At 60.2% G+C, this 14,770-nt stretch carries 28 protein-coding genes; 23 read left to right on the top strand and 5 right to left on the bottom strand.

From position 1 onward, the window contains the following. Positions 1–328 precede the first annotated feature (328 nt). Both C4Q26_RS03300 and C4Q26_RS03295 read left to right on the top strand, forming a co-directional pair. The gene (locus tag C4Q26_RS03300) at positions 329–655 is read left to right on the top strand and encodes a DUF1654 domain-containing protein (RefSeq protein ID WP_104882752.1); all 327 of its coding nucleotides are present in this window, start codon (positions 329–331) and stop codon (positions 653–655) included. 86 nt (positions 656–741) lie between these two features. Beyond that, the gene (locus C4Q26_RS03295) at positions 742–1,323 is read left to right on the top strand and encodes a hypothetical protein (RefSeq protein WP_104882751.1); all 582 of its coding nucleotides are present in this window, start codon (positions 742–744) and stop codon (positions 1,321–1,323) included. A 63-nt stretch (positions 1,324–1,386) separates the two neighbouring features. On the opposite strand, the gene C4Q26_RS03290 is transcribed toward C4Q26_RS03295, so the two are convergent. The 4 genes from C4Q26_RS03290 to C4Q26_RS03275 all read right to left on the bottom strand — a co-directional run bounded on the left by C4Q26_RS03290 (position 1,387) and on the right by C4Q26_RS03275 (position 3,353). Further along, positions 1,387–1,770 (bottom strand): hypothetical protein, encoded by a 384-nt coding sequence (locus tag C4Q26_RS03290; protein ID WP_104882750.1) that lies wholly within the window; start codon positions 1,768–1,770, stop codon positions 1,387–1,389. Between the two features lie 153 nt (positions 1,771–1,923). Beyond that, positions 1,924–2,259 carry a hypothetical protein gene (locus tag C4Q26_RS03285; RefSeq protein WP_104882749.1) on the bottom strand — a complete coding sequence of 112 codons (336 nt, stop codon included), beginning with the start codon at positions 2,257–2,259 and terminating at the stop codon, positions 1,924–1,926. A 54-nt stretch (positions 2,260–2,313) separates the two neighbouring features. After that, entirely contained in the window at positions 2,314–2,544 is a 231-nt protein-coding gene (locus tag C4Q26_RS03280; RefSeq protein ID WP_104882748.1) for a hypothetical protein, read from the bottom strand. Between the two features lie 2 nt (positions 2,545–2,546). Next, a complete protein-coding gene (locus C4Q26_RS03275; RefSeq protein WP_104882747.1) occupies positions 2,547–3,353 on the bottom strand; it encodes an XRE family transcriptional regulator in 807 nt (268 codons plus the stop codon). 103 nt (positions 3,354–3,456) lie between these two features. Between C4Q26_RS03275 and C4Q26_RS03270 the strand changes: the two genes are divergently transcribed. The 16 genes from C4Q26_RS03270 to C4Q26_RS03205 all read left to right on the top strand — a co-directional run bounded on the left by C4Q26_RS03270 (position 3,457) and on the right by C4Q26_RS03205 (position 10,106). Beyond that, positions 3,457–3,672, top strand: coding sequence for a helix-turn-helix transcriptional regulator (locus tag C4Q26_RS03270; protein ID WP_009397152.1), 216 nt, complete (start codon positions 3,457–3,459; stop codon positions 3,670–3,672). A gap of 30 nt (positions 3,673–3,702) precedes the next feature. Then, positions 3,703–3,903, top strand: coding sequence for a hypothetical protein (locus tag C4Q26_RS03265; protein ID WP_060476701.1), 201 nt, complete (start codon positions 3,703–3,705; stop codon positions 3,901–3,903). An 18-nt stretch (positions 3,904–3,921) separates the two neighbouring features. Then, positions 3,922–4,128, top strand: a complete 207-nt coding sequence (locus C4Q26_RS03260; protein WP_104882746.1) for a hypothetical protein — start codon at positions 3,922–3,924, stop codon at positions 4,126–4,128. 31 nt (positions 4,129–4,159) lie between these two features. Next, positions 4,160–4,354: a hypothetical protein gene (locus tag C4Q26_RS03255; RefSeq protein ID WP_104882745.1), complete on the top strand. Its 195-nt coding sequence runs from the start codon at positions 4,160–4,162 to the stop codon at positions 4,352–4,354. A gap of 94 nt (positions 4,355–4,448) precedes the next feature. Continuing rightward, positions 4,449–4,742 (top strand): hypothetical protein, encoded by a 294-nt coding sequence (locus tag C4Q26_RS27825; protein WP_158664880.1) that lies wholly within the window; start codon positions 4,449–4,451, stop codon positions 4,740–4,742. Between the two features lie 150 nt (positions 4,743–4,892). Continuing rightward, entirely contained in the window at positions 4,893–5,636 is a 744-nt protein-coding gene (locus C4Q26_RS03245) for a phage antirepressor KilAC domain-containing protein (RefSeq protein WP_218274786.1), read from the top strand. Then, positions 5,633–6,409 carry a DnaT-like ssDNA-binding domain-containing protein gene (locus C4Q26_RS03240; RefSeq protein WP_104882742.1) on the top strand — a complete coding sequence of 259 codons (777 nt, stop codon included), beginning with the start codon at positions 5,633–5,635 and terminating at the stop codon, positions 6,407–6,409. Before C4Q26_RS03245 ends, C4Q26_RS03240 begins: the two co-directional genes overlap by 4 nt. Further along, the gene (locus C4Q26_RS03235; RefSeq protein ID WP_104882741.1) at positions 6,406–7,167 is read left to right on the top strand and encodes a replication protein P; all 762 of its coding nucleotides are present in this window, start codon (positions 6,406–6,408) and stop codon (positions 7,165–7,167) included. Before C4Q26_RS03240 ends, C4Q26_RS03235 begins: the two co-directional genes overlap by 4 nt. After that, a complete protein-coding gene (locus tag C4Q26_RS28055) occupies positions 7,167–7,322 on the top strand; it encodes a hypothetical protein (RefSeq protein WP_177429820.1) in 156 nt (51 codons plus the stop codon). The genes C4Q26_RS03235 and C4Q26_RS28055 overlap by 1 nt, the downstream gene beginning before the upstream one ends. After that, positions 7,319–7,789 (top strand): hypothetical protein, encoded by a 471-nt coding sequence (locus C4Q26_RS03230; protein ID WP_104882740.1) that lies wholly within the window; start codon positions 7,319–7,321, stop codon positions 7,787–7,789. The genes C4Q26_RS28055 and C4Q26_RS03230 overlap by 4 nt, the downstream gene beginning before the upstream one ends. After that, entirely contained in the window at positions 7,786–8,085 is a 300-nt protein-coding gene (locus C4Q26_RS03225) for a response regulator transcription factor (RefSeq protein WP_104882739.1), read from the top strand. Before C4Q26_RS03230 ends, C4Q26_RS03225 begins: the two co-directional genes overlap by 4 nt. Next, complete coding sequence (locus tag C4Q26_RS03220) at positions 8,076–8,678, top strand: recombination protein NinG (RefSeq protein WP_104882738.1); 603 nt, start codon at positions 8,076–8,078, stop codon at positions 8,676–8,678. Before C4Q26_RS03225 ends, C4Q26_RS03220 begins: the two co-directional genes overlap by 10 nt. After that, positions 8,675–8,803 (top strand): hypothetical protein, encoded by a 129-nt coding sequence (locus tag C4Q26_RS28265; protein WP_256583370.1) that lies wholly within the window; start codon positions 8,675–8,677, stop codon positions 8,801–8,803. Before C4Q26_RS03220 ends, C4Q26_RS28265 begins: the two co-directional genes overlap by 4 nt. Next, positions 8,794–9,384: a hypothetical protein gene (locus tag C4Q26_RS03215; RefSeq protein WP_104882737.1), complete on the top strand. Its 591-nt coding sequence runs from the start codon at positions 8,794–8,796 to the stop codon at positions 9,382–9,384. The genes C4Q26_RS28265 and C4Q26_RS03215 overlap by 10 nt, the downstream gene beginning before the upstream one ends. Before the next feature lie 141 nt (positions 9,385–9,525). Further along, entirely contained in the window at positions 9,526–9,837 is a 312-nt protein-coding gene (locus C4Q26_RS03210) for a peptidase M48, Ste24p (protein ID WP_104882736.1), read from the top strand. Then, the gene (locus C4Q26_RS03205; RefSeq protein WP_104881553.1) at positions 9,837–10,106 is read left to right on the top strand and encodes a hypothetical protein; all 270 of its coding nucleotides are present in this window, start codon (positions 9,837–9,839) and stop codon (positions 10,104–10,106) included. Before C4Q26_RS03210 ends, C4Q26_RS03205 begins: the two co-directional genes overlap by 1 nt. Positions 10,107–10,143: 37 nt before the next feature. On the opposite strand, the gene C4Q26_RS28260 is transcribed toward C4Q26_RS03205, so the two are convergent. After that, positions 10,144–10,380, bottom strand: coding sequence for a hypothetical protein (locus C4Q26_RS28260; RefSeq protein ID WP_104881554.1), 237 nt, complete (start codon positions 10,378–10,380; stop codon positions 10,144–10,146). A gap of 59 nt (positions 10,381–10,439) precedes the next feature. Here C4Q26_RS28260 and C4Q26_RS03195 point away from each other — a divergent pair, with 59 nt between their 5' ends. Genes C4Q26_RS03195 through C4Q26_RS03175 form a run of 5 tightly spaced genes read left to right on the top strand, consistent with a single transcriptional unit; the run spans position 10,440 to position 14,746 of the window. Beyond that, positions 10,440–10,655: a hypothetical protein gene (locus tag C4Q26_RS03195; protein WP_027907677.1), complete on the top strand. Its 216-nt coding sequence runs from the start codon at positions 10,440–10,442 to the stop codon at positions 10,653–10,655. Between the two features lie 20 nt (positions 10,656–10,675). Next, on the top strand, positions 10,676–11,287 hold the full coding sequence (locus C4Q26_RS03190; protein ID WP_104882735.1) for a putative metallopeptidase: 612 nt from the start codon (positions 10,676–10,678) through the stop codon (positions 11,285–11,287). Positions 11,288–11,318: 31 nt separating this feature from the next. Further along, positions 11,319–11,792: a DUF2280 domain-containing protein gene (locus tag C4Q26_RS03185; RefSeq protein WP_104882734.1), complete on the top strand. Its 474-nt coding sequence runs from the start codon at positions 11,319–11,321 to the stop codon at positions 11,790–11,792. After that, positions 11,792–13,342, top strand: a complete 1,551-nt coding sequence (gene terL, locus C4Q26_RS03180; protein WP_104882733.1) for a phage terminase large subunit — start codon at positions 11,792–11,794, stop codon at positions 13,340–13,342. The genes C4Q26_RS03185 and terL overlap by 1 nt, the downstream gene beginning before the upstream one ends. A gap of 15 nt (positions 13,343–13,357) precedes the next feature. Further along, positions 13,358–14,746, top strand: a complete 1,389-nt coding sequence (locus tag C4Q26_RS03175; protein ID WP_104882732.1) for a DUF1073 domain-containing protein — start codon at positions 13,358–13,360, stop codon at positions 14,744–14,746. The last annotated feature ends 24 nt before the right edge of the window (positions 14,747–14,770 follow it).

The raw sequence follows: 14,770 nt of genomic DNA, 5'->3' as shown, positions 1-14,770 counted from the left end.
CACCTTCGTCAGCCGTACAGGGTTCTCCCTGTCGTGGGCAGCCTTTCGGGGCTGTCTGGCGCCGGTCGCCGGTAGAGGCAATGCGGTCTGTTGGTTGTTGCGCTGGTTGTTAAAGAGCGGTGAGGCTTGAGGGCCTCGGCAGTCCCTCGTGAGTGACTGCTGTGTTGAGGCAAATATCACGCAATGTGTTTTTTATGTCAACACGAAATGTGATTTATTTTTTCGAGGCCGTGTTGAAAATCTTCCAAGCGAAGCGTGTTCACCTTTCACAGGGCGTGATGTATGCTTCGCTAAATACTGGATGGATGTACAGTTAACGGAGGAAGGTATGGCCAAGCAGAAGAAGTCGGCGCCGCAGGCGCGCCATGAAATGACCGGTCTGGAGCGCCTTGGCTTGCGGGTCTCGTCGATGATCAATCACCCAATCGCGCAGGCTCAGCGCTGGGTGACGATCCATCGCCTGGACACGGACGGTGATATGGAGTGGGAGGAGGTGATGGGGCTGCTGGCCGAAACGCCAGAACTGGACCTGACGTTCAATGACGACGACAGCGTGACCGTTCGGTGGGAGCCGCAGACCGCAGACGATCGAGACGATCTGGTTGTGGAGCGAGATTGGGAGGAGGAGAGGGTGGAGGAAGAGGCGCCTTTCTGACAGGCACAAAAAAGCCCGCGCTAGGCGAGCCCTGGCAGGTGGCAACTCCCTGCTACAATCGGCGCATTCGAGGGCCGGAGAGAGAAATGAAAAGGATCATCGCAGCAGCTGGTGCTGGAGCCTTGCTAGTGAGCGCAGGAGTACTGGCGAGTGAGTACACCGTGCCCCAGGAGAACTGGGAGTTCATGCGCGGGTATAAATACGATTACCCAGGCTGCTCAGTCAGATGGCATGAGAGGACTGCGTTATTCCTTGTCGCAGGCGAAGGATGCGAGAAGATCAGCCCACAGAAAATGAGGGCTGACGCGCTCAAGTCGATTGCGTACGTTAAGAAAAACAGCAGCGCCTCGGACTTCGACGACTACTACGACCTGGTCGACCAAGCTAACAAGCCCTATACGATTCAGGACGCCAACCGAGACGCCCAGCAGATATGGCTATCCGGCTGCTCTGACTTCAAGAGCGGCATGAACGCTGGCAATTTTCAGGGATGGTTGCGCCTGGATGATGCCGAGAAAGCCCATCCGGGCATCAAGAAAACTGCTGTTACTAGGCTCTACATGGACGGCTGGAGGGTTGCGCATGGGCTGGGCGGGGTCGTCAATTGCAATGATCTAGCCCCATATCGCGCTGCTGACTACGTATCAGGGGTTGATATCAGGAATTGATGCAGAGCGCGCAGGCATGAAAAAGCCCGCCGAGGCGGGCTTGGGGGAGTGTGGGGTGGAAGGCTAGCTGCAGCCTTTCGCGCCGAACTGTATTACTGAGCGACGAGCAGATTCCTGATCTGAAGGCTGGACATAAACCTTGTCGCCAGATGACTCCATGCGGTATCTGATGGTAAGGGCGCTGTCATCCTTCCCGGAAATGAATAGGGTCGCATCACCCTTAGTGGAGAAGATTGATCCGCCATCTACCAGCACAGAGTCGATCTTTGCATTGGCCCTGCAAGATGGACTGAACTCGCCCAGGCTTGTGACAATTTTTGCCCCTAGCTGTCTGACGAGCTTCTCTCCCTCGCGCTCAAACGCGGAATGCATGCCCCATTTGCCAGAGAGGTATCCACAGGCGAGCAGAATGGCTATGAATGCTCCTAGCTTTTTGATGAAAGACACTGATAGGGCTCCGTCCGCAAAATGGTGACGTAATGATATCACTGTAAGTCATATCGTGCCTGGGATAACACCGGAGGCGGTAGCGTGTCTATAAACCCACATCTGGCCTTCTTCTCTGGCCGCAAGTCATCACGCAGGCGTAGCGCTGGGAAATCAGTTGTTCTGAGGAAGGTCTCTTGGCTTCACAATCAGACCAAGCATTGCAACCAGATAGAACAAGGCCCACCATGTCCAGAAGGCGATCAACAGCACTGACATTCTGGTAAGCGGCTTATCGGTGAACACGTTGAGCTGAATCTGAAGGAGCAAAAACCACATGATCACAGTATGGCGCAGCGCAGCTAGGACGATCTCTCTCATCGGCTTGACCGCGCTGGCGGCCACGCCTTTCAATCTACTTCTTGATTCCCAGATCAGCTTCGACAATCCGATAATTGCTGCGGTTATCAAAGTGCCTACCACGTTTGTTGCAATGCTGTTTGTGTCCAAACTGCCTCCATTTCGAAAAAGCCGAGAAGAATCCAGGCCGGCAAAGTAGCTTCCTCAGGATCGCTTGATTCGACCCGCTTTTACCTCCTCCCCATACCCATTCAGCCGATCCTCCCCAGCCTGCATCACCTGGCAGATCCTGATCACTGCCTGGGCGTCATGCTCGTTTCCGGCCAGGCTCAGTCGTTCGGCAATCCGCATCAGCTCGACCGCTGACCATTTGAGGTCTGAGGCCAGCCCCTGAAGGTCGCGGCGCAGGTCTTGGTTGGGCCTGGTGAGGGGCATGGCTACACCAGGTGCGCGTTCCAGACCAGCAGCACGCGGGCCTGGATATAGGTCATGTCCCGGCGGATCAGACGATCCTTGTGCCTCGGGTTGTCCGAAATCATCTCGTAGTGATCCTCATCAGCCACCTGCAGGCGCTTGATGTAGAGCAGGTCATCCCAGACGAAGAGATATATCCCGTCGCCCACGAACTCGCGGACGTTGATGTTCACGATCAGCGGGTCGCGGTGCTTGATGGTGGGCTCCATCGACTGGCCCCAGCCGGTGACCACCTTGAGGTGGAAGTGCTCTTCGAACTCAACGCCCAGCTCCCGTAGATGGCTCGGGCTGACGCGGATGTCCTTGAGCAGTTCTGGGAAGTCGTGCGCGTTCTGTCCACCGCCCATTGACGCCCGGACATCGTAGTGGGCGATCCACACCTCATCACCAACCAGGCCTGGGCGGGAGAAGTCAGCCTCAATCACGTTGGACGGTTGCGGCTCCTCAGCTGCTGCGAGAAGCCGGCGGCGCGCCTCTTCGGAAAAGCCTTTTCCGCTCTTTGCGAGCATCTGCTTCACAAGATCGGCCATGCTCCGTTCAGGCGCGGCAGTTGGTTCTGGCGCCGGCGAATTCAGGAGCAGCTCGGACTGGTCCACGCCCAAGGCTGCTGCCATCGAGGCGATATCGGCCAGGGTCGGCTCGCGAGTGCCGACCTCATAGTTACCAACCCGGGATTGTGATTTCCAGCCGCAGGCCTCCGCAAGTTGGGCCTGGGACATCCCTTTGGCTTTTCTCAGGCGCTTGATGCGCTGGCTCAATGATTCGTTCATGCGCGGAATTTCATCACGAAACGAAATACCCGGCTTTCACTTATTGTGATTGCAATTAACACGATTCGTGTTTATCCTTCGGTCATCAATGGAGGAAGACCGTATGAACCAAGTCCGAACGATCCGCGAAAGGGCTGGCGTTACCCAGGCAGCGCTGCGCCGTCAGCTCGGCTGGAATCAGTCCCGCCTGGCGAATTACGAATCAGGCCTCAGGAATCCTGGCCTTCAAGAGGCGCGCCAGATCGTGGAAGCGCTGAACGTCCTGGGCGCCAGTTGCGCCCTTGATGATGCGTTCCCGCCGGCACAAGTCGCCGCCTAACCAATTCCAACCGCAAGGAGCAGTACCCGTATGTACGCCGACCAATCCCACAAGCGTGATACGCCTCGGAAGGTCCGTTTCAACAAAACCCTGGACCGCATCCTGGCCCGGGCAGCAGAGCGCGCAGAGATGCAGCACGCGACCTACCTCTACGAAATGATCGAGTGGGCCGTGGAAAACGGTGCGATTGAAGCGCTGAGCAAGGACGACAAGCAGTCTAGCGCGGCCTAGAGGCCCTATGGAGGTCACGTGGCTGAAATCGACTACGAGCACCTGAGTGATGGTGCGAAGAGACAGATCAGTGCTTTTGCCCTCAGCAAGGGCTTAAGCATCGACCAGGCGCTCGAAGCTGTTGCTATCGAGTTCCTGGCCATGGGTGGTCCGAGTCGTCTCGGAAGGCCCAAAGCACAGGTAGTCCAATTGGTCCCTAAGGAGGGCCTCAAGGGCGACTTATAGGCCGACGGCCGTAACAGAGAAGGAGAGAGTTATGGGTACTCAGCAGAAGGCTGAAGAGATCGGTGTGAGCCTGGAATTGCTGGAAGAGACGCTGGCCAAGATTCTGGTCGCGTCTCTTCCTTCGCTCCCGGCAGATCGCCACGAAGAGTTTGCCATCTCTGCCGCTCGAGCCGTGAGGCTTGGATACCGCGAGATGCTTCTGGTTGCAGGCCCTATCAGGGATTGATCGCTTCGGCACACAACAGGAGAGGGAAATGGTTGGATCATGGGGAGACATCCCGCCGCCGCCAGGAGCTAGCCAAAAAAGAACCCCTCACGAGGTGAAGATCGAGATCATCGCGGACCTCACCGACCTTGAGGGGAAGGTGACTAGCACCGTTGAGCGATTACCACTTCATCTTCGAAAGGGCTTTTTCGAGAGCGTCCTCAATCTCGTCCGCAGCGGCGCCGGCCGCCTTGTCTACTTCCGATCCGGAGAGTCCAAGCGCGTCGACAGTGCTGATGGAGCCGCAGCCTACACACTCATACCTCGCATTGGCCGCTTCGATCTCGTCGGCATCGATGAACTCTGCGCCGCCGCATTGGGGGCATCTGGCGCTGAAGCTGGCAACTGATTTTATCGACATCGGAACCTCCTGGTTCGCTGTGTTGGGTGAGAGCTTCACAGCCTAGCAGGAGGTTCCGACCTAAACGCCCGAATTGCGGGCACAAAAAAGCCGGGATTACGGCCCGGCTCTCTGCAACACAAAACTCTGAAGGGAATTATGCATATGCAGACCCAAAGTGTACATACCCTACCTAGATCGGCGCCACAAAATGCGAATAACGATTTCGTGGCGCGCACGATGTCGTCGCGCGAGATTGCCGATCTGACTGGAAAGCAGCACTTCCACGTCAAGCGAGACATCGAAAAGCTGCTCGCCGACCTCGGTGAAGATGCATCCACTTTTGGATGCACCTACCTGGACGGCCAGAACCGTAGTCAGATCGAGTACCGGCTCGATCGCGAGCACACCGACTGCCTGCTCACCGGCTACAGCGCCGCTATGCGCATGGCCGTCATCAAGCGCTGGAGAGAGCTGGAGGAGGGCTCAGGGCGAGTAATCGCCACCCTTCCTGACTTCTCCAACCCCGCAGCGGCAGCCCGCGCCTGGGCTGAGCAGTATGAGCAGCGCCAGGCTGCACAGCAGGCCTTGGCCATCGCCGCGCCAAAGGTTGAGTTTGTCGACAAGTACGTCGAATCGACCGGCCTCAAGGGCTTCCGCCAAACCGCCAAGCTCCTGAGGGCCAATGAGGCCCGCTTCCGCGAGTTCCTGATTGACAAAAAGATCATGTACCGCCTGGGCGGGGAGTGGCAGGCCTACCAGCAGCACATCGATGCCGGCCGCTTCGACGTGAAGACCGGCACCAGCGAAAGCGGCCACGCCTTCAATCAAGCCAAATTCACCCCGAAGGGCGTCACCTGGGTGGCTGGCCTGTGGGCGCAGTACAACCTGGAGGTCCAATGATGGCCCGCATCCGCACTATCAAGCCCGAATTCTGGTCGAGCGAGCAGGTCATGTCCTGCCGTCCGCTGGCCCGCCTGCTGTTCATCGGTCTCTGGAACTTCTGCGACGACGGCGGCAATCACCCCCTGGCCGCCCGTACGATCAAGGCCCTGATCTTTCCCGGTGACGACATCACCACAGAGGAGGTGAGCGCGCTCCTGGGTGAGCTGGAAGGAGCCGAGCTGACTCGCAGCTATTGGGCAGCAGGCAAAAACTACCTGCACATCTGCGGCTGGAAGCACCAGAAGATCGAGAAAAAGAACTTCAAGTACCCAGCGCCACCGGCAGAAATCGACGATGGGTCGGAGAGTAGTCGTCGACAATTCGCCGAGGAGTCGCCAACTGGTCGTCGACCAGTTGACCCCGGAAGGGAAGGGAATGGAAAGGAAGAACACAACACACAACGCGCGGGCGAGGAATCCGGCGTTGACCCAAAGCTCCCGACCGAGATGGACCTTGAGTGGAAGCCCGACGACAACCTGCTGAAGGCCTACGCAAAGCGCATGGGCATCCCTGTCGACCTGTTCACCGATGAGGCGACCGCCGCATTCGTCTGCCACTACTCGGCATCTGGCCGCTGCGAGACCCAGGCCTCGTGGGTGAGCCTGCTGGTCAAGTGGGTGAAGCGTGACATGGCCAGCGCGAGCAACGTTCGACCCTTCCCGCTGAAGCGCCAGGCCAATGGCCCCGACTTCAACGACACCAGCTGGGCTGATGACCTGGGGGCACTATGAGCACGCAGATCGCTCCCAAGAGCGTCACGCAGATCATGGCCACGGCCCGCAACCTGCCCGCCGAGATTCAGGCCCCGGCCAAGCAGCTGGACCCAGGCACCACCGAAGTGGTCAACGCCCTGTTCAAGGAGCTGCAGGCCATCTTCCCGGCATGGAAGCAGGCCTGGCCGGATGATGACGCGCTGAAGGCAGCCAAGCGCAGCTGGATCAAGTCCTTCGTTGCCGCTGGCATCAACACGCTCGAGCAGATCCGCTTTGGTATCCAGAAGTGCCGGGTGCTGGGTACCGACTTCGCCCCGAGCAGCGGCAAGTTCATCAAGCTGTGCCAGCCGACCCCGGAGGAGATGGGCATTCCGCCGCTTGCGCGGGCCCTGGCAGAGGCGCTGGAGAACTTCCACCCCAGCAGGGCAGGGTCACGCGTTTGGACGCACGCAGCGGTGCGCCACGCGGCCCTGCAGTGCGAAGCGCAGAACCTGGGGTCGATGGAGGTTGAGCGGGCCGAGAAGGTATTCGCCCGCGCCTACGACATCACGATCCGCATGCTGGTCGCCGGCGAGCCCCTGGGCGACATCGCGACCGGTATTGGCCACGACAGCCAGAAGAGCGCTGCCCAGTTGGCCGACGAGTACGCGAATCAGCGCCAGGTCCGCCTGCTGGAGATTCAGCAGATCCCATCGAGCGCCGCCGCATGCCGTGCACACCTGCTGGCCAAGTTGAACATCAAGCGCGCCGGGCAGCCGGCCGGGGAGGGGGTGTGATGAATTCCCTCTGGCTTGCCTTCGTCTTTGCGCTTTGCGCGCTCGGCGGCTGGGTTGGAGCTCACGAGAGCATCAAGAACGACTGCGACCGCATCGGTGGCTTCTACATCGGCAACACCACCTACAACTGCGCCATCGGGAGGGCAAGGCCATGACCGAGAAAATCAGCGTCAATTGCCAGGCCAAGCTGTCCGAGGCCGTAACCATGCTCACCCGTCTGTTCCGCGACAAGAAGTTCGTCGTGGTCACCATGCGTCCGGGCAAGGATCGCACCCTGGACCAGAACGCCCTGTGGTTCGCCATGTACGACCGCATCGCCAAGAGCACCGAGATGGGCGACATCGAGGATGTGCGCCGGTACTGCAAGCTGCACTTCGGCGTGCCGATCATGCGCGCCGGCTGCGACGAGTTCCGCACCGGTTGGGCCGAGTCGTTTATCCACCTGCCGTATGAGGTGAAGCTGCGCCTGATGGGGCCGTGCGCCATGTTCGGGCCGGATGGCTTCCCGGTGACCCGGCTGTTCGACCGGGCCCAGGGATGTCAGTACACCGACCGCATCGTGGCCGAGTTCGCGCCGCAGGGCGTGGTGTTCAGTGACCTGCTTAGCGAGGAGGCGGCATGAAGAGCCAGGAAGCAAATCTCAAGCGGAACAAGGACCAAGGCGTTTTCGCAGCGCCCGGCTGGCGAGGGCTGTATGGCCATGGCCTGACGCGGCGCGGGGTGCAGTGCGTAGTTCTCGCTGCAACAGGAAAGAGCGGAAAGCAGATCGCCCGCGAGCTTGGCATTTCGCCGGGAACGGTCACCAGCAGGATGGCGGATGCCCGCCTGCACCTGGGAGCCTCCAACCGTACGGAATTGGTCGCTAAGGCAGTGGCGGCAGGAATCATCTACACATCGGAGGCCGAGCCATGCGCGTAGCCGAGATCAAGCCGAAGAAGTGCAAGGCACCAGGTTGCGGTAAGCACTTCAAACCGACCATGACCACACAGAAGGTGTGCAGCATCGCCTGCGCCAAGGCCATGGCTAAGGACCCGAAGCTGCAGAAGATTGCGGCCAAGGCGATCACTAAGCAGGCCCGCCAAGACCTGCATGAGCGCCGGGAGAAGCTCAAGACCCGCCGCGAGCACATGGCCGAGGCCCAGACCGCGTTCAATGCCTACATCCGCGAGCGCGACGCCGGCCTGCCGTGCATCAGCTGCGACTCGAACCCGAGCGACCACGACCTCATCACCGGCAGCCGCTGGGACGCCGGCCATTACCGGTCGGTGGGCGCCTGCCCGGAGCTGCGCTTCGAGCCGCTGAACGTCCACCGCCAGTGCGTGAAGTGCAACCGGAACCTTTCGGGTAACGCGGTCGAGTACCGCATCCGCCTGTTGAGGCGGATCGGCGCCGATGCCGTGGAGTTCCTCGAAGGGCCTCATAAGCCCCGCCGCCTGACCATCGAAGACCTGCAGGCCATCAAGTCCCTGTACAGGCAAAAACTCAAAGACCTTAGGAGGGCAGCAGCATGACCTGGACAATCGCAGATACCGCCGGCGCGCTGCTGCTGGCAATGGCCATCACTTCAACCTGGTGCGTCGTCCGCGCCAGGGCCATCGCAGGCCGCCGCAATAAGGAGAACGGCCCATGCAACTGAGCAGCGCAAGGATGGCATGGCACGACGCACACTACGTCCCGCGTGACAGTCAGGGCGTCGTGATGCAGGAAATGGGGCTGCTCGGTCGCATGATCCAGAAGACCGACAAGCAGCGGAAGGCCGGCCACCAAGCTCACCAGGCGGTCGCTGCCCACATCCAGCGGGCGATCGACACGCTGCCGGCCCACCTCAAGGCATTCGGCAACCACATGTACAGCCCGCTGGCCACCGCTGACGACGCAGAGGAGGCGCACGAAGCGATGTTCCGCGTGGCCTATGCCGCTGGCCCACGGATGTACGCCAAGAAGTTCGAGAAGGCCCGAATGGTCGCGCTGGGCGTACTGCACCGGTACCGCCGCATGCATCAGGGCGGGCAGAGCGAAGGGATTGATCCGTGCCCGACGCCGGAAGGGTTCCGGGCGTGGCTGCTGCACATGCTCGGCCTGGAGCTGGATTCGCGGAACTGGGACCGGGAATGGCAAGACTTCGTAGACTCCTGTTTCAACGCCTGCAACGACCTGGACAAGGCTGCTTTGGTACCTGTCTCCTCGGTTATAAAAATCATGAAAACTGCCGCTTGACGGAATTGTGCGGCTGATGGCACTATTTCGCCATCCTGATAATTTTGCCTTTGGCAAAAATCACTCTGAACCCGGCCAAGTGCCGGGTTTTTTATTGCCCGAATAGGCCCTCAAGAGGCCCTGATTTTCGAAGGACATCCAATGCCCGAACCAGCAAGCACGACCGCCGGCGTCCTGCTGGTGAAGTACGGCGTGATCATTGGCGGCTTCGCAGGAGCGATCCTCTCGCTGACCTTTCTGCGGGGTCTCACGCGCGGCCAGGCGGTCGCCGCCTTCTTCACCGGCTTCGCATCCGCGATCTTCTGCACCCCGCTCGCCATCAGCTACTTCAGCCTTGGCACAAGCGGAGAAACCCAATACGGCGTGGCCTTTCTGATAGGCCTTCTGGCAATGAACATCATCCCGGCGCTGAAGTCGCTCGTGGGATCGTTCGGAGCCAAAGGAGCTACCTGATGAGCTCGACCCTGATTTCAGTCCTGATCGGCGCCAATGCCTTCCTGAGCGTGCTGGTGGTGATCGCTGCGTGCGACTACCTGCGCCGCATCCGCCCAATGGATCACCCGCTACTGGCCGTCGCGTTCTACCTGGTGGCCATCGGCGCCTTCGGCTCGTTCGTCCTGGCCATGAACGGTCATGTGCCCACCGTGTACGGCGTGATCCTCAAGCTCGGGATCGTCCTGTACGCGGTCGCTCGACGTGGCCATGTGTTTCAGCCGGGGTAGGGCGCCACAAATTCGGGATGCGCCGTTTCGTAGCGTTTCACTCTGAGCGCAGCAGGGGGAATAGCTCGTCCGGATTGCGTGAGTCGGCGTTCATCTTGTCGCACGCAGCTGCGGCGTCAGATCTGTTTGTGAAGCCAAATTTCAGCCTGGCCTTTTCCTGGTTGTCATAGATATCAAATCCGCCCGAAGTTGTGGCGGAGTAGAACCGGTTACCGATTTGGAAGGACTCGCCTTCTATTGGCACAGCCGGAACGATAACGAATCTTGGTTGCATATTCTGTGCCTCCCCAGGCAGATAACTAAGTATTAGTCCCACAGAGGGAAACCATCAACATGACTCATCGAGACGATTCGATGACGGGTCGTGTCACTCGGATCCGCCACGAGCTACCGGTCAGTAACGAGATCAAGGCTGCTGTATCCGGCCTAGATGCTGCGCTGGCGGCTGCAATTGACGTCGCAAAGACTGCCGGGCTTCCGCAAGGATTGATCGTCGGCCTGCTGCATGGCCATGCCCACGCCGAGACGCACAAGATGGTGTGCAAGTGAGTGGAGAAACGGCCAGGCCCATGCCGCCACCTGCATTGCTTGAGCTGACCGATCTATCGATGCTCGGTACCAGGCTTAAGCCAGCGCCTGAGGTCGGCGAGTGGGTACAGGCTGCGATCCTCAGTGACACAGGCGATCTGCACAATCCCGACCATGCCCACTTGATCGACGCACCGCTGCGCTTTCTGTGGGCGTCCGCCTGCTTCGAGAGGCAAGGTCGAACCGTGGTAGGTCAGGCCGAACAGCTGATGTTCCGCGCTGGCGGATGGCAGAAGGCTCGGCAAGAGCAGCAAATGATCGACTGGTTCGGCGAGGTGCCGGGCTTCGTTATCACCCTGGCTGCCGATTACTGCTCCCAGTGCTCCGACACCGAGTTCTGCGCTCTGGTCGAGCACGAGCTTTACCACATAGCCCAGAAGCTCGATCAGTACGGCGCGCCCAAGTTCACCCAGGACGGACTGCCCAGCCTGACGCTGCGTGGACACGATGTGGAAGAGTTCGTTGGCGTGGTGCGCCGCTACGGTGCCAGCAACGACGTACAGCAGCTGATCGACGCTGCAAGCCGGCCGCCTGAGGTGGCCAAGATCAACATTTCAAGAGCCTGTGGTACATGCCTGCTCAAGCTGGCCTGATATGACACGGGCGTGATACGGAATCCGTCCTATGGCCATCCTCACCGCTGAAGTCAAAGGCTTCATCGTGCAGGCCTTGGCGTGCTTCGATACCCCGACGCAGGTTGCTGAGGCCGTAAAGAAAGAATTCAACATCGAGATCACCCGCCAGCAGGTTGCTCAGCACGACCCAACAAAGAGCACAGGGGCCAACCTGGCTGCCAAGTGGAGGGTTCTGTTTGAGGATACGCGCAAGCGCTTCCGCGAGGATGCGGCAGATATCCCGATCGCCAACCGCTCGTACCGGCTCCGGATGCTTGATCGCATGGCTGCGCGGGCCGAGGGCATGAAGAACATGGCCCTTGCCGCCCAGCTCCTTGAGCAGGCTGCCAAAGAGTCTGGCGGGGCATACACCAACAAGCAGCAGGTTGACCTGAGCTCGTCGGATGGATCGATGACGCCCAAGGCGCCTCAGCAGGTGGATCAGGCGCTGGTATCCGCGCTGGTAGACAAGCTGGTGGACTGATGGCTATTAAACCTATCGAGTGGGACGCGCTGAGCCACGCTGAGCGCGCCGCCTTGATAGCAGCTGGCGAGCACAGCCCGCTGGCGTTCACGTCCCTGTGGTTCAACATCACCCAGGGCGACAGCTTCCGCACCAACTGGCACCACCACTACTTCGACTACGCCGCCCGCAAGATGCTTGCAGGCGAGGCGCAGAACATCATCGTGAACATCCCACCAGGGGGTACCAAGACTGAGTTCTGGTCTGTGCACCTGCCGGTCTACACGATGGTCAAGCACCGCCGGGTTCGCATCCTCAACACTAGCTATTCCAAGAACCTGGTTGACGAGAACAGCCTGCGCAGCCGCGCATTGGTCAAGTCAGCCGAGTTCCGCGAGTTCTATCCTCTCGAAATCGAGAAGGACAAGGTTGACGACTGGACACTGGCTCGGGACGGGAAGCGCATCCACCAGCTGTTCAGTCGCTCAAGTGGCGGCCAGATCACGGGTGTCCGTGGCGGCTACATGGGTGATGGCTACACCGGCCACATCCAGGCGGATGACTGGGACAAGATCGACGACCTGTTCAGTGAGGCGAAGCGGCGCAAGTCGCACACTCGCCTGGTGAACACTCTGCGCAGCCGGAAGGCGCACAGCGGCACGCCGTTCGTCGCCATTCAGCAGCGTGGGCACATCGACGACTCGACGGCCTTCCTGCTCTCTGGTGGCATGGGCCTGAAGATCGATCTGCACATCAAGATCCCAGCCCTGGTCAACCAGGAATATATCGACAGCCTGCCCGATGGCATCCGCGAGCGATGCATCAAGAGCGTGTGCGGGTCTGAACAGGTCGACGGCTACTGGTCATACTGGCCGGCCAAGGAGAGCGTTCACGACCTGATCGCGCTCCGCACGGCGCACCCGTACACCTTCAGCAGTCAGTACATGCAGGACCCCGACACGCTGGACGGAGGGATCTTCTCCGCTGAGGACTTCCAGTACTTCGGTGACGTGGACGCCGGCGCAGACCTGCCGGAGCCGGACAGGTACGACTACCGCTTCATTACTGCCGACACCGCCCAGAAGACCAACACCTGGAACGACTGGACGGTGTTCTGTGAGTGGGGCGTGGCCGAGGGCCGCATCTACCGCCTGGGCCTCAAGCGTGGCCGGATGGATGCCAAGACCCTCAGGCGAGAGTTTGAGGCATTCGTCAAAGGCGCCTGGGCAAAAAACGGCAAGAAGAACGGCATCCTCCGCAAGGTCTACGTCGAGGACAAATCCAGCGGCACCGGCCTGATCCAAGAGATGGAGAAGCGCCTACCGCTCAAGGTGACGCCCGTCCCGCGCGACCGAGACAAGCTGACTCGGGCGCTCGACATCCAGGGCTTCCACGCCGCCAAGCTGGTGTGCCTGCCCTATGACGACGACCAGAACTACGAATTCGTCTGTGAAGTGGCCTCGTTCACCGCGGACGACAGCCACAAGCACGACGACCAGACGGACGTGATGATTGACGCCCTGTCCGAGGTTTACATCAAAGGCAAGCGCTCGATCCGCGAACTCCTCTGACCCATTGGTGACTACATGAGCAAAAAGGGCTTAGCGCCGGCCGACAAGAAGCTGGGCAAAGCCCTCGTGAAGGCCGCGAAGCAGTACGAGGCGACTATCCGGTCTTCGTCGGATGGCTTGGTCAACGTAGTGTCGGGCCTCGGCACCCAGAAGGCCAAGCGCTCGCACAACCAGTTCCAATACGCATTCCTGAATGACTTCCAGCAGCTGGACGCGGCCTACCAGACTTCCTGGCTGGCCAGGGCGATCGTCGACTACCCGGCCGAGGACATGACCCGCGAGTGGCGCACCCTCAAGTGCGACGATGCGGACGTGATCAGGGCCGAGGAAGACCGCCTGCAGTTGCCAGCCATGGTAAGCGAGGCCACCAGCTGGGCCAGGCTCTACGGCGGCGCCGGTATCCTCATGCTGACCAATCAGCCGCTGGATAAGCCGCTGCGCCCCGACCGCATCAAGAAGGGCGACCTGTACCGCCTGCTGGTGGTCGATCGCTTCGACATGACCGCGATGGACCTTAACCAGACCAACATCCTGGCCGCGAACTACCTGCAGCCGGAGTTCTACACCATCTCCGCAGGCGCACAGCAGATCCACTGGACGCACTTCGCCCGGTTCGCGGGGGCCAAGCTGCCGCGCCGGCAGCGGGCACAGACACAGGGCTGGGGTGATTCAGAGCTGCGCAAGTGCCTAGACGACGTGATGGACATCGTTGCGAGCAAGGACGGCATTGCCGAGCTGCTTCAAGAGGCGAACGTCGACATCATCACCCGTGAAGGCCTCTCGGATGAGATGGCCAGCGATCAGGACGACGCGATTACCAAGCGCTACGCCCTGTTCAGCATGATGAAGTCCAGCATCAACATGGCGCTGCTCGACGGTGACGAGAAGTACGACCGCAAGACCCTGGAGCTTTCCGGGGTTGCCCCTGTGCTCGACCTGCTCATGACCTGGATCAGCGGCGCCGCCGGCATCCCGGTGACCCGCCTGTTTGGTGAGTCGGCCAAGGGCCTGGGTAACGACGGTGAAGGCGACGACACCAACTACTACAACCACCTTTCCTCGAGGCGGTTGACGCAGATCGACCCCGGCCTGCGTCAGCTGGATGAGGTGCTGGTCCGCTCGGCCACCGGGCGCTGGATCGATGACTTCAACTACGTCTGGAACCCGTTCAAGCAGCCGGACATCGTCCAGATCGCCCAGGCGAACAAGGCCAAGGCCGAAACGGACATCCTCTACAAGGACGGCGGGATCGTCACCACCAGCCAGATTCAGCGCCGCCTGCAGGCCGAAGAGCTTTACCAGTTCGACGACGACAAGATCGCCGCGCTGGAGGAGAACGAGGACTTGGACATGTTCAACGACCCGATGGACGAGAACGATGACGATCGATCAGCTCAGACGTAAGTTGGGTTTGCCGTTCAACCACAA

Source organism: Pseudomonas sp. SWI44, assembly GCF_002947915.1.
Classification (GTDB): Bacteria; Pseudomonadota; Gammaproteobacteria; order Pseudomonadales; family Pseudomonadaceae; genus Aquipseudomonas; species Aquipseudomonas taiwanensis.
The sequence above is the reverse complement of the archived record's forward strand: the minus strand, read 5'-3'. Positions and strand labels throughout refer to the sequence as shown.

What these genes read in the sequence shown, in the direction of transcription:
- C4Q26_RS03240 (WP_104882742.1), top strand. Translation starts at nt 5,633, where the DNA reads ATGATGGCCCGCATCCGCACTATCAAGCCCGAATTCTGGTCGAGCGAG.
- C4Q26_RS03220 (WP_104882738.1), top strand. Translation starts at nt 8,076, where the DNA reads ATGCGCGTAGCCGAGATCAAGCCGAAGAAGTGCAAGGCACCAGGTTGC.
- C4Q26_RS03255 (WP_104882745.1), top strand. Translation starts at nt 4,160, where the DNA reads ATGGGTACTCAGCAGAAGGCTGAAGAGATCGGTGTGAGCCTGGAATTG.
- C4Q26_RS03175 (WP_104882732.1), top strand. Translation starts at nt 13,358, where the DNA reads ATGAGCAAAAAGGGCTTAGCGCCGGCCGACAAGAAGCTGGGCAAAGCC.
- C4Q26_RS28055 (WP_177429820.1), top strand. Translation starts at nt 7,167, where the DNA reads ATGAATTCCCTCTGGCTTGCCTTCGTCTTTGCGCTTTGCGCGCTCGGC.
- C4Q26_RS03275 (WP_104882747.1), bottom strand. Translation starts at nt 3,353, where the DNA reads ATGAACGAATCATTGAGCCAGCGCATCAAGCGCCTGAGAAAAGCCAAA.
- C4Q26_RS03230 (WP_104882740.1), top strand. Translation starts at nt 7,319, where the DNA reads ATGACCGAGAAAATCAGCGTCAATTGCCAGGCCAAGCTGTCCGAGGCC.
- C4Q26_RS28260 (WP_104881554.1), bottom strand. Translation starts at nt 10,380, where the DNA reads ATGCAACCAAGATTCGTTATCGTTCCGGCTGTGCCAATAGAAGGCGAG.
- C4Q26_RS03215 (WP_104882737.1), top strand. Translation starts at nt 8,794, where the DNA reads ATGCAACTGAGCAGCGCAAGGATGGCATGGCACGACGCACACTACGTC.
- C4Q26_RS03195 (WP_027907677.1), top strand. Translation starts at nt 10,440, where the DNA reads ATGACTCATCGAGACGATTCGATGACGGGTCGTGTCACTCGGATCCGC.
- C4Q26_RS03190 (WP_104882735.1), top strand. Translation starts at nt 10,676, where the DNA reads ATGCCGCCACCTGCATTGCTTGAGCTGACCGATCTATCGATGCTCGGT.
- C4Q26_RS03300 (WP_104882752.1), top strand. Translation starts at nt 329, where the DNA reads ATGGCCAAGCAGAAGAAGTCGGCGCCGCAGGCGCGCCATGAAATGACC.
- C4Q26_RS03280 (WP_104882748.1), bottom strand. Translation starts at nt 2,544, where the DNA reads ATGCCCCTCACCAGGCCCAACCAAGACCTGCGCCGCGACCTTCAGGGG.
- C4Q26_RS03270 (WP_009397152.1), top strand. Translation starts at nt 3,457, where the DNA reads ATGAACCAAGTCCGAACGATCCGCGAAAGGGCTGGCGTTACCCAGGCA.
- C4Q26_RS03265 (WP_060476701.1), top strand. Translation starts at nt 3,703, where the DNA reads ATGTACGCCGACCAATCCCACAAGCGTGATACGCCTCGGAAGGTCCGT.
- C4Q26_RS03225 (WP_104882739.1), top strand. Translation starts at nt 7,786, where the DNA reads ATGAAGAGCCAGGAAGCAAATCTCAAGCGGAACAAGGACCAAGGCGTT.
- C4Q26_RS03210 (WP_104882736.1), top strand. Translation starts at nt 9,526, where the DNA reads ATGCCCGAACCAGCAAGCACGACCGCCGGCGTCCTGCTGGTGAAGTAC.
- C4Q26_RS03205 (WP_104881553.1), top strand. Translation starts at nt 9,837, where the DNA reads ATGAGCTCGACCCTGATTTCAGTCCTGATCGGCGCCAATGCCTTCCTG.
- C4Q26_RS03185 (WP_104882734.1), top strand. Translation starts at nt 11,319, where the DNA reads ATGGCCATCCTCACCGCTGAAGTCAAAGGCTTCATCGTGCAGGCCTTG.
- C4Q26_RS03295 (WP_104882751.1), top strand. Translation starts at nt 742, where the DNA reads ATGAAAAGGATCATCGCAGCAGCTGGTGCTGGAGCCTTGCTAGTGAGC.
- C4Q26_RS28265 (WP_256583370.1), top strand. Translation starts at nt 8,675, where the DNA reads ATGACCTGGACAATCGCAGATACCGCCGGCGCGCTGCTGCTGGCAATG.
- C4Q26_RS03235 (WP_104882741.1), top strand. Translation starts at nt 6,406, where the DNA reads ATGAGCACGCAGATCGCTCCCAAGAGCGTCACGCAGATCATGGCCACG.
- C4Q26_RS03245 (WP_218274786.1), top strand. Translation starts at nt 4,893, where the DNA reads ATGCATATGCAGACCCAAAGTGTACATACCCTACCTAGATCGGCGCCA.
- terL (WP_104882733.1), top strand. Translation starts at nt 11,792, where the DNA reads ATGGCTATTAAACCTATCGAGTGGGACGCGCTGAGCCACGCTGAGCGC.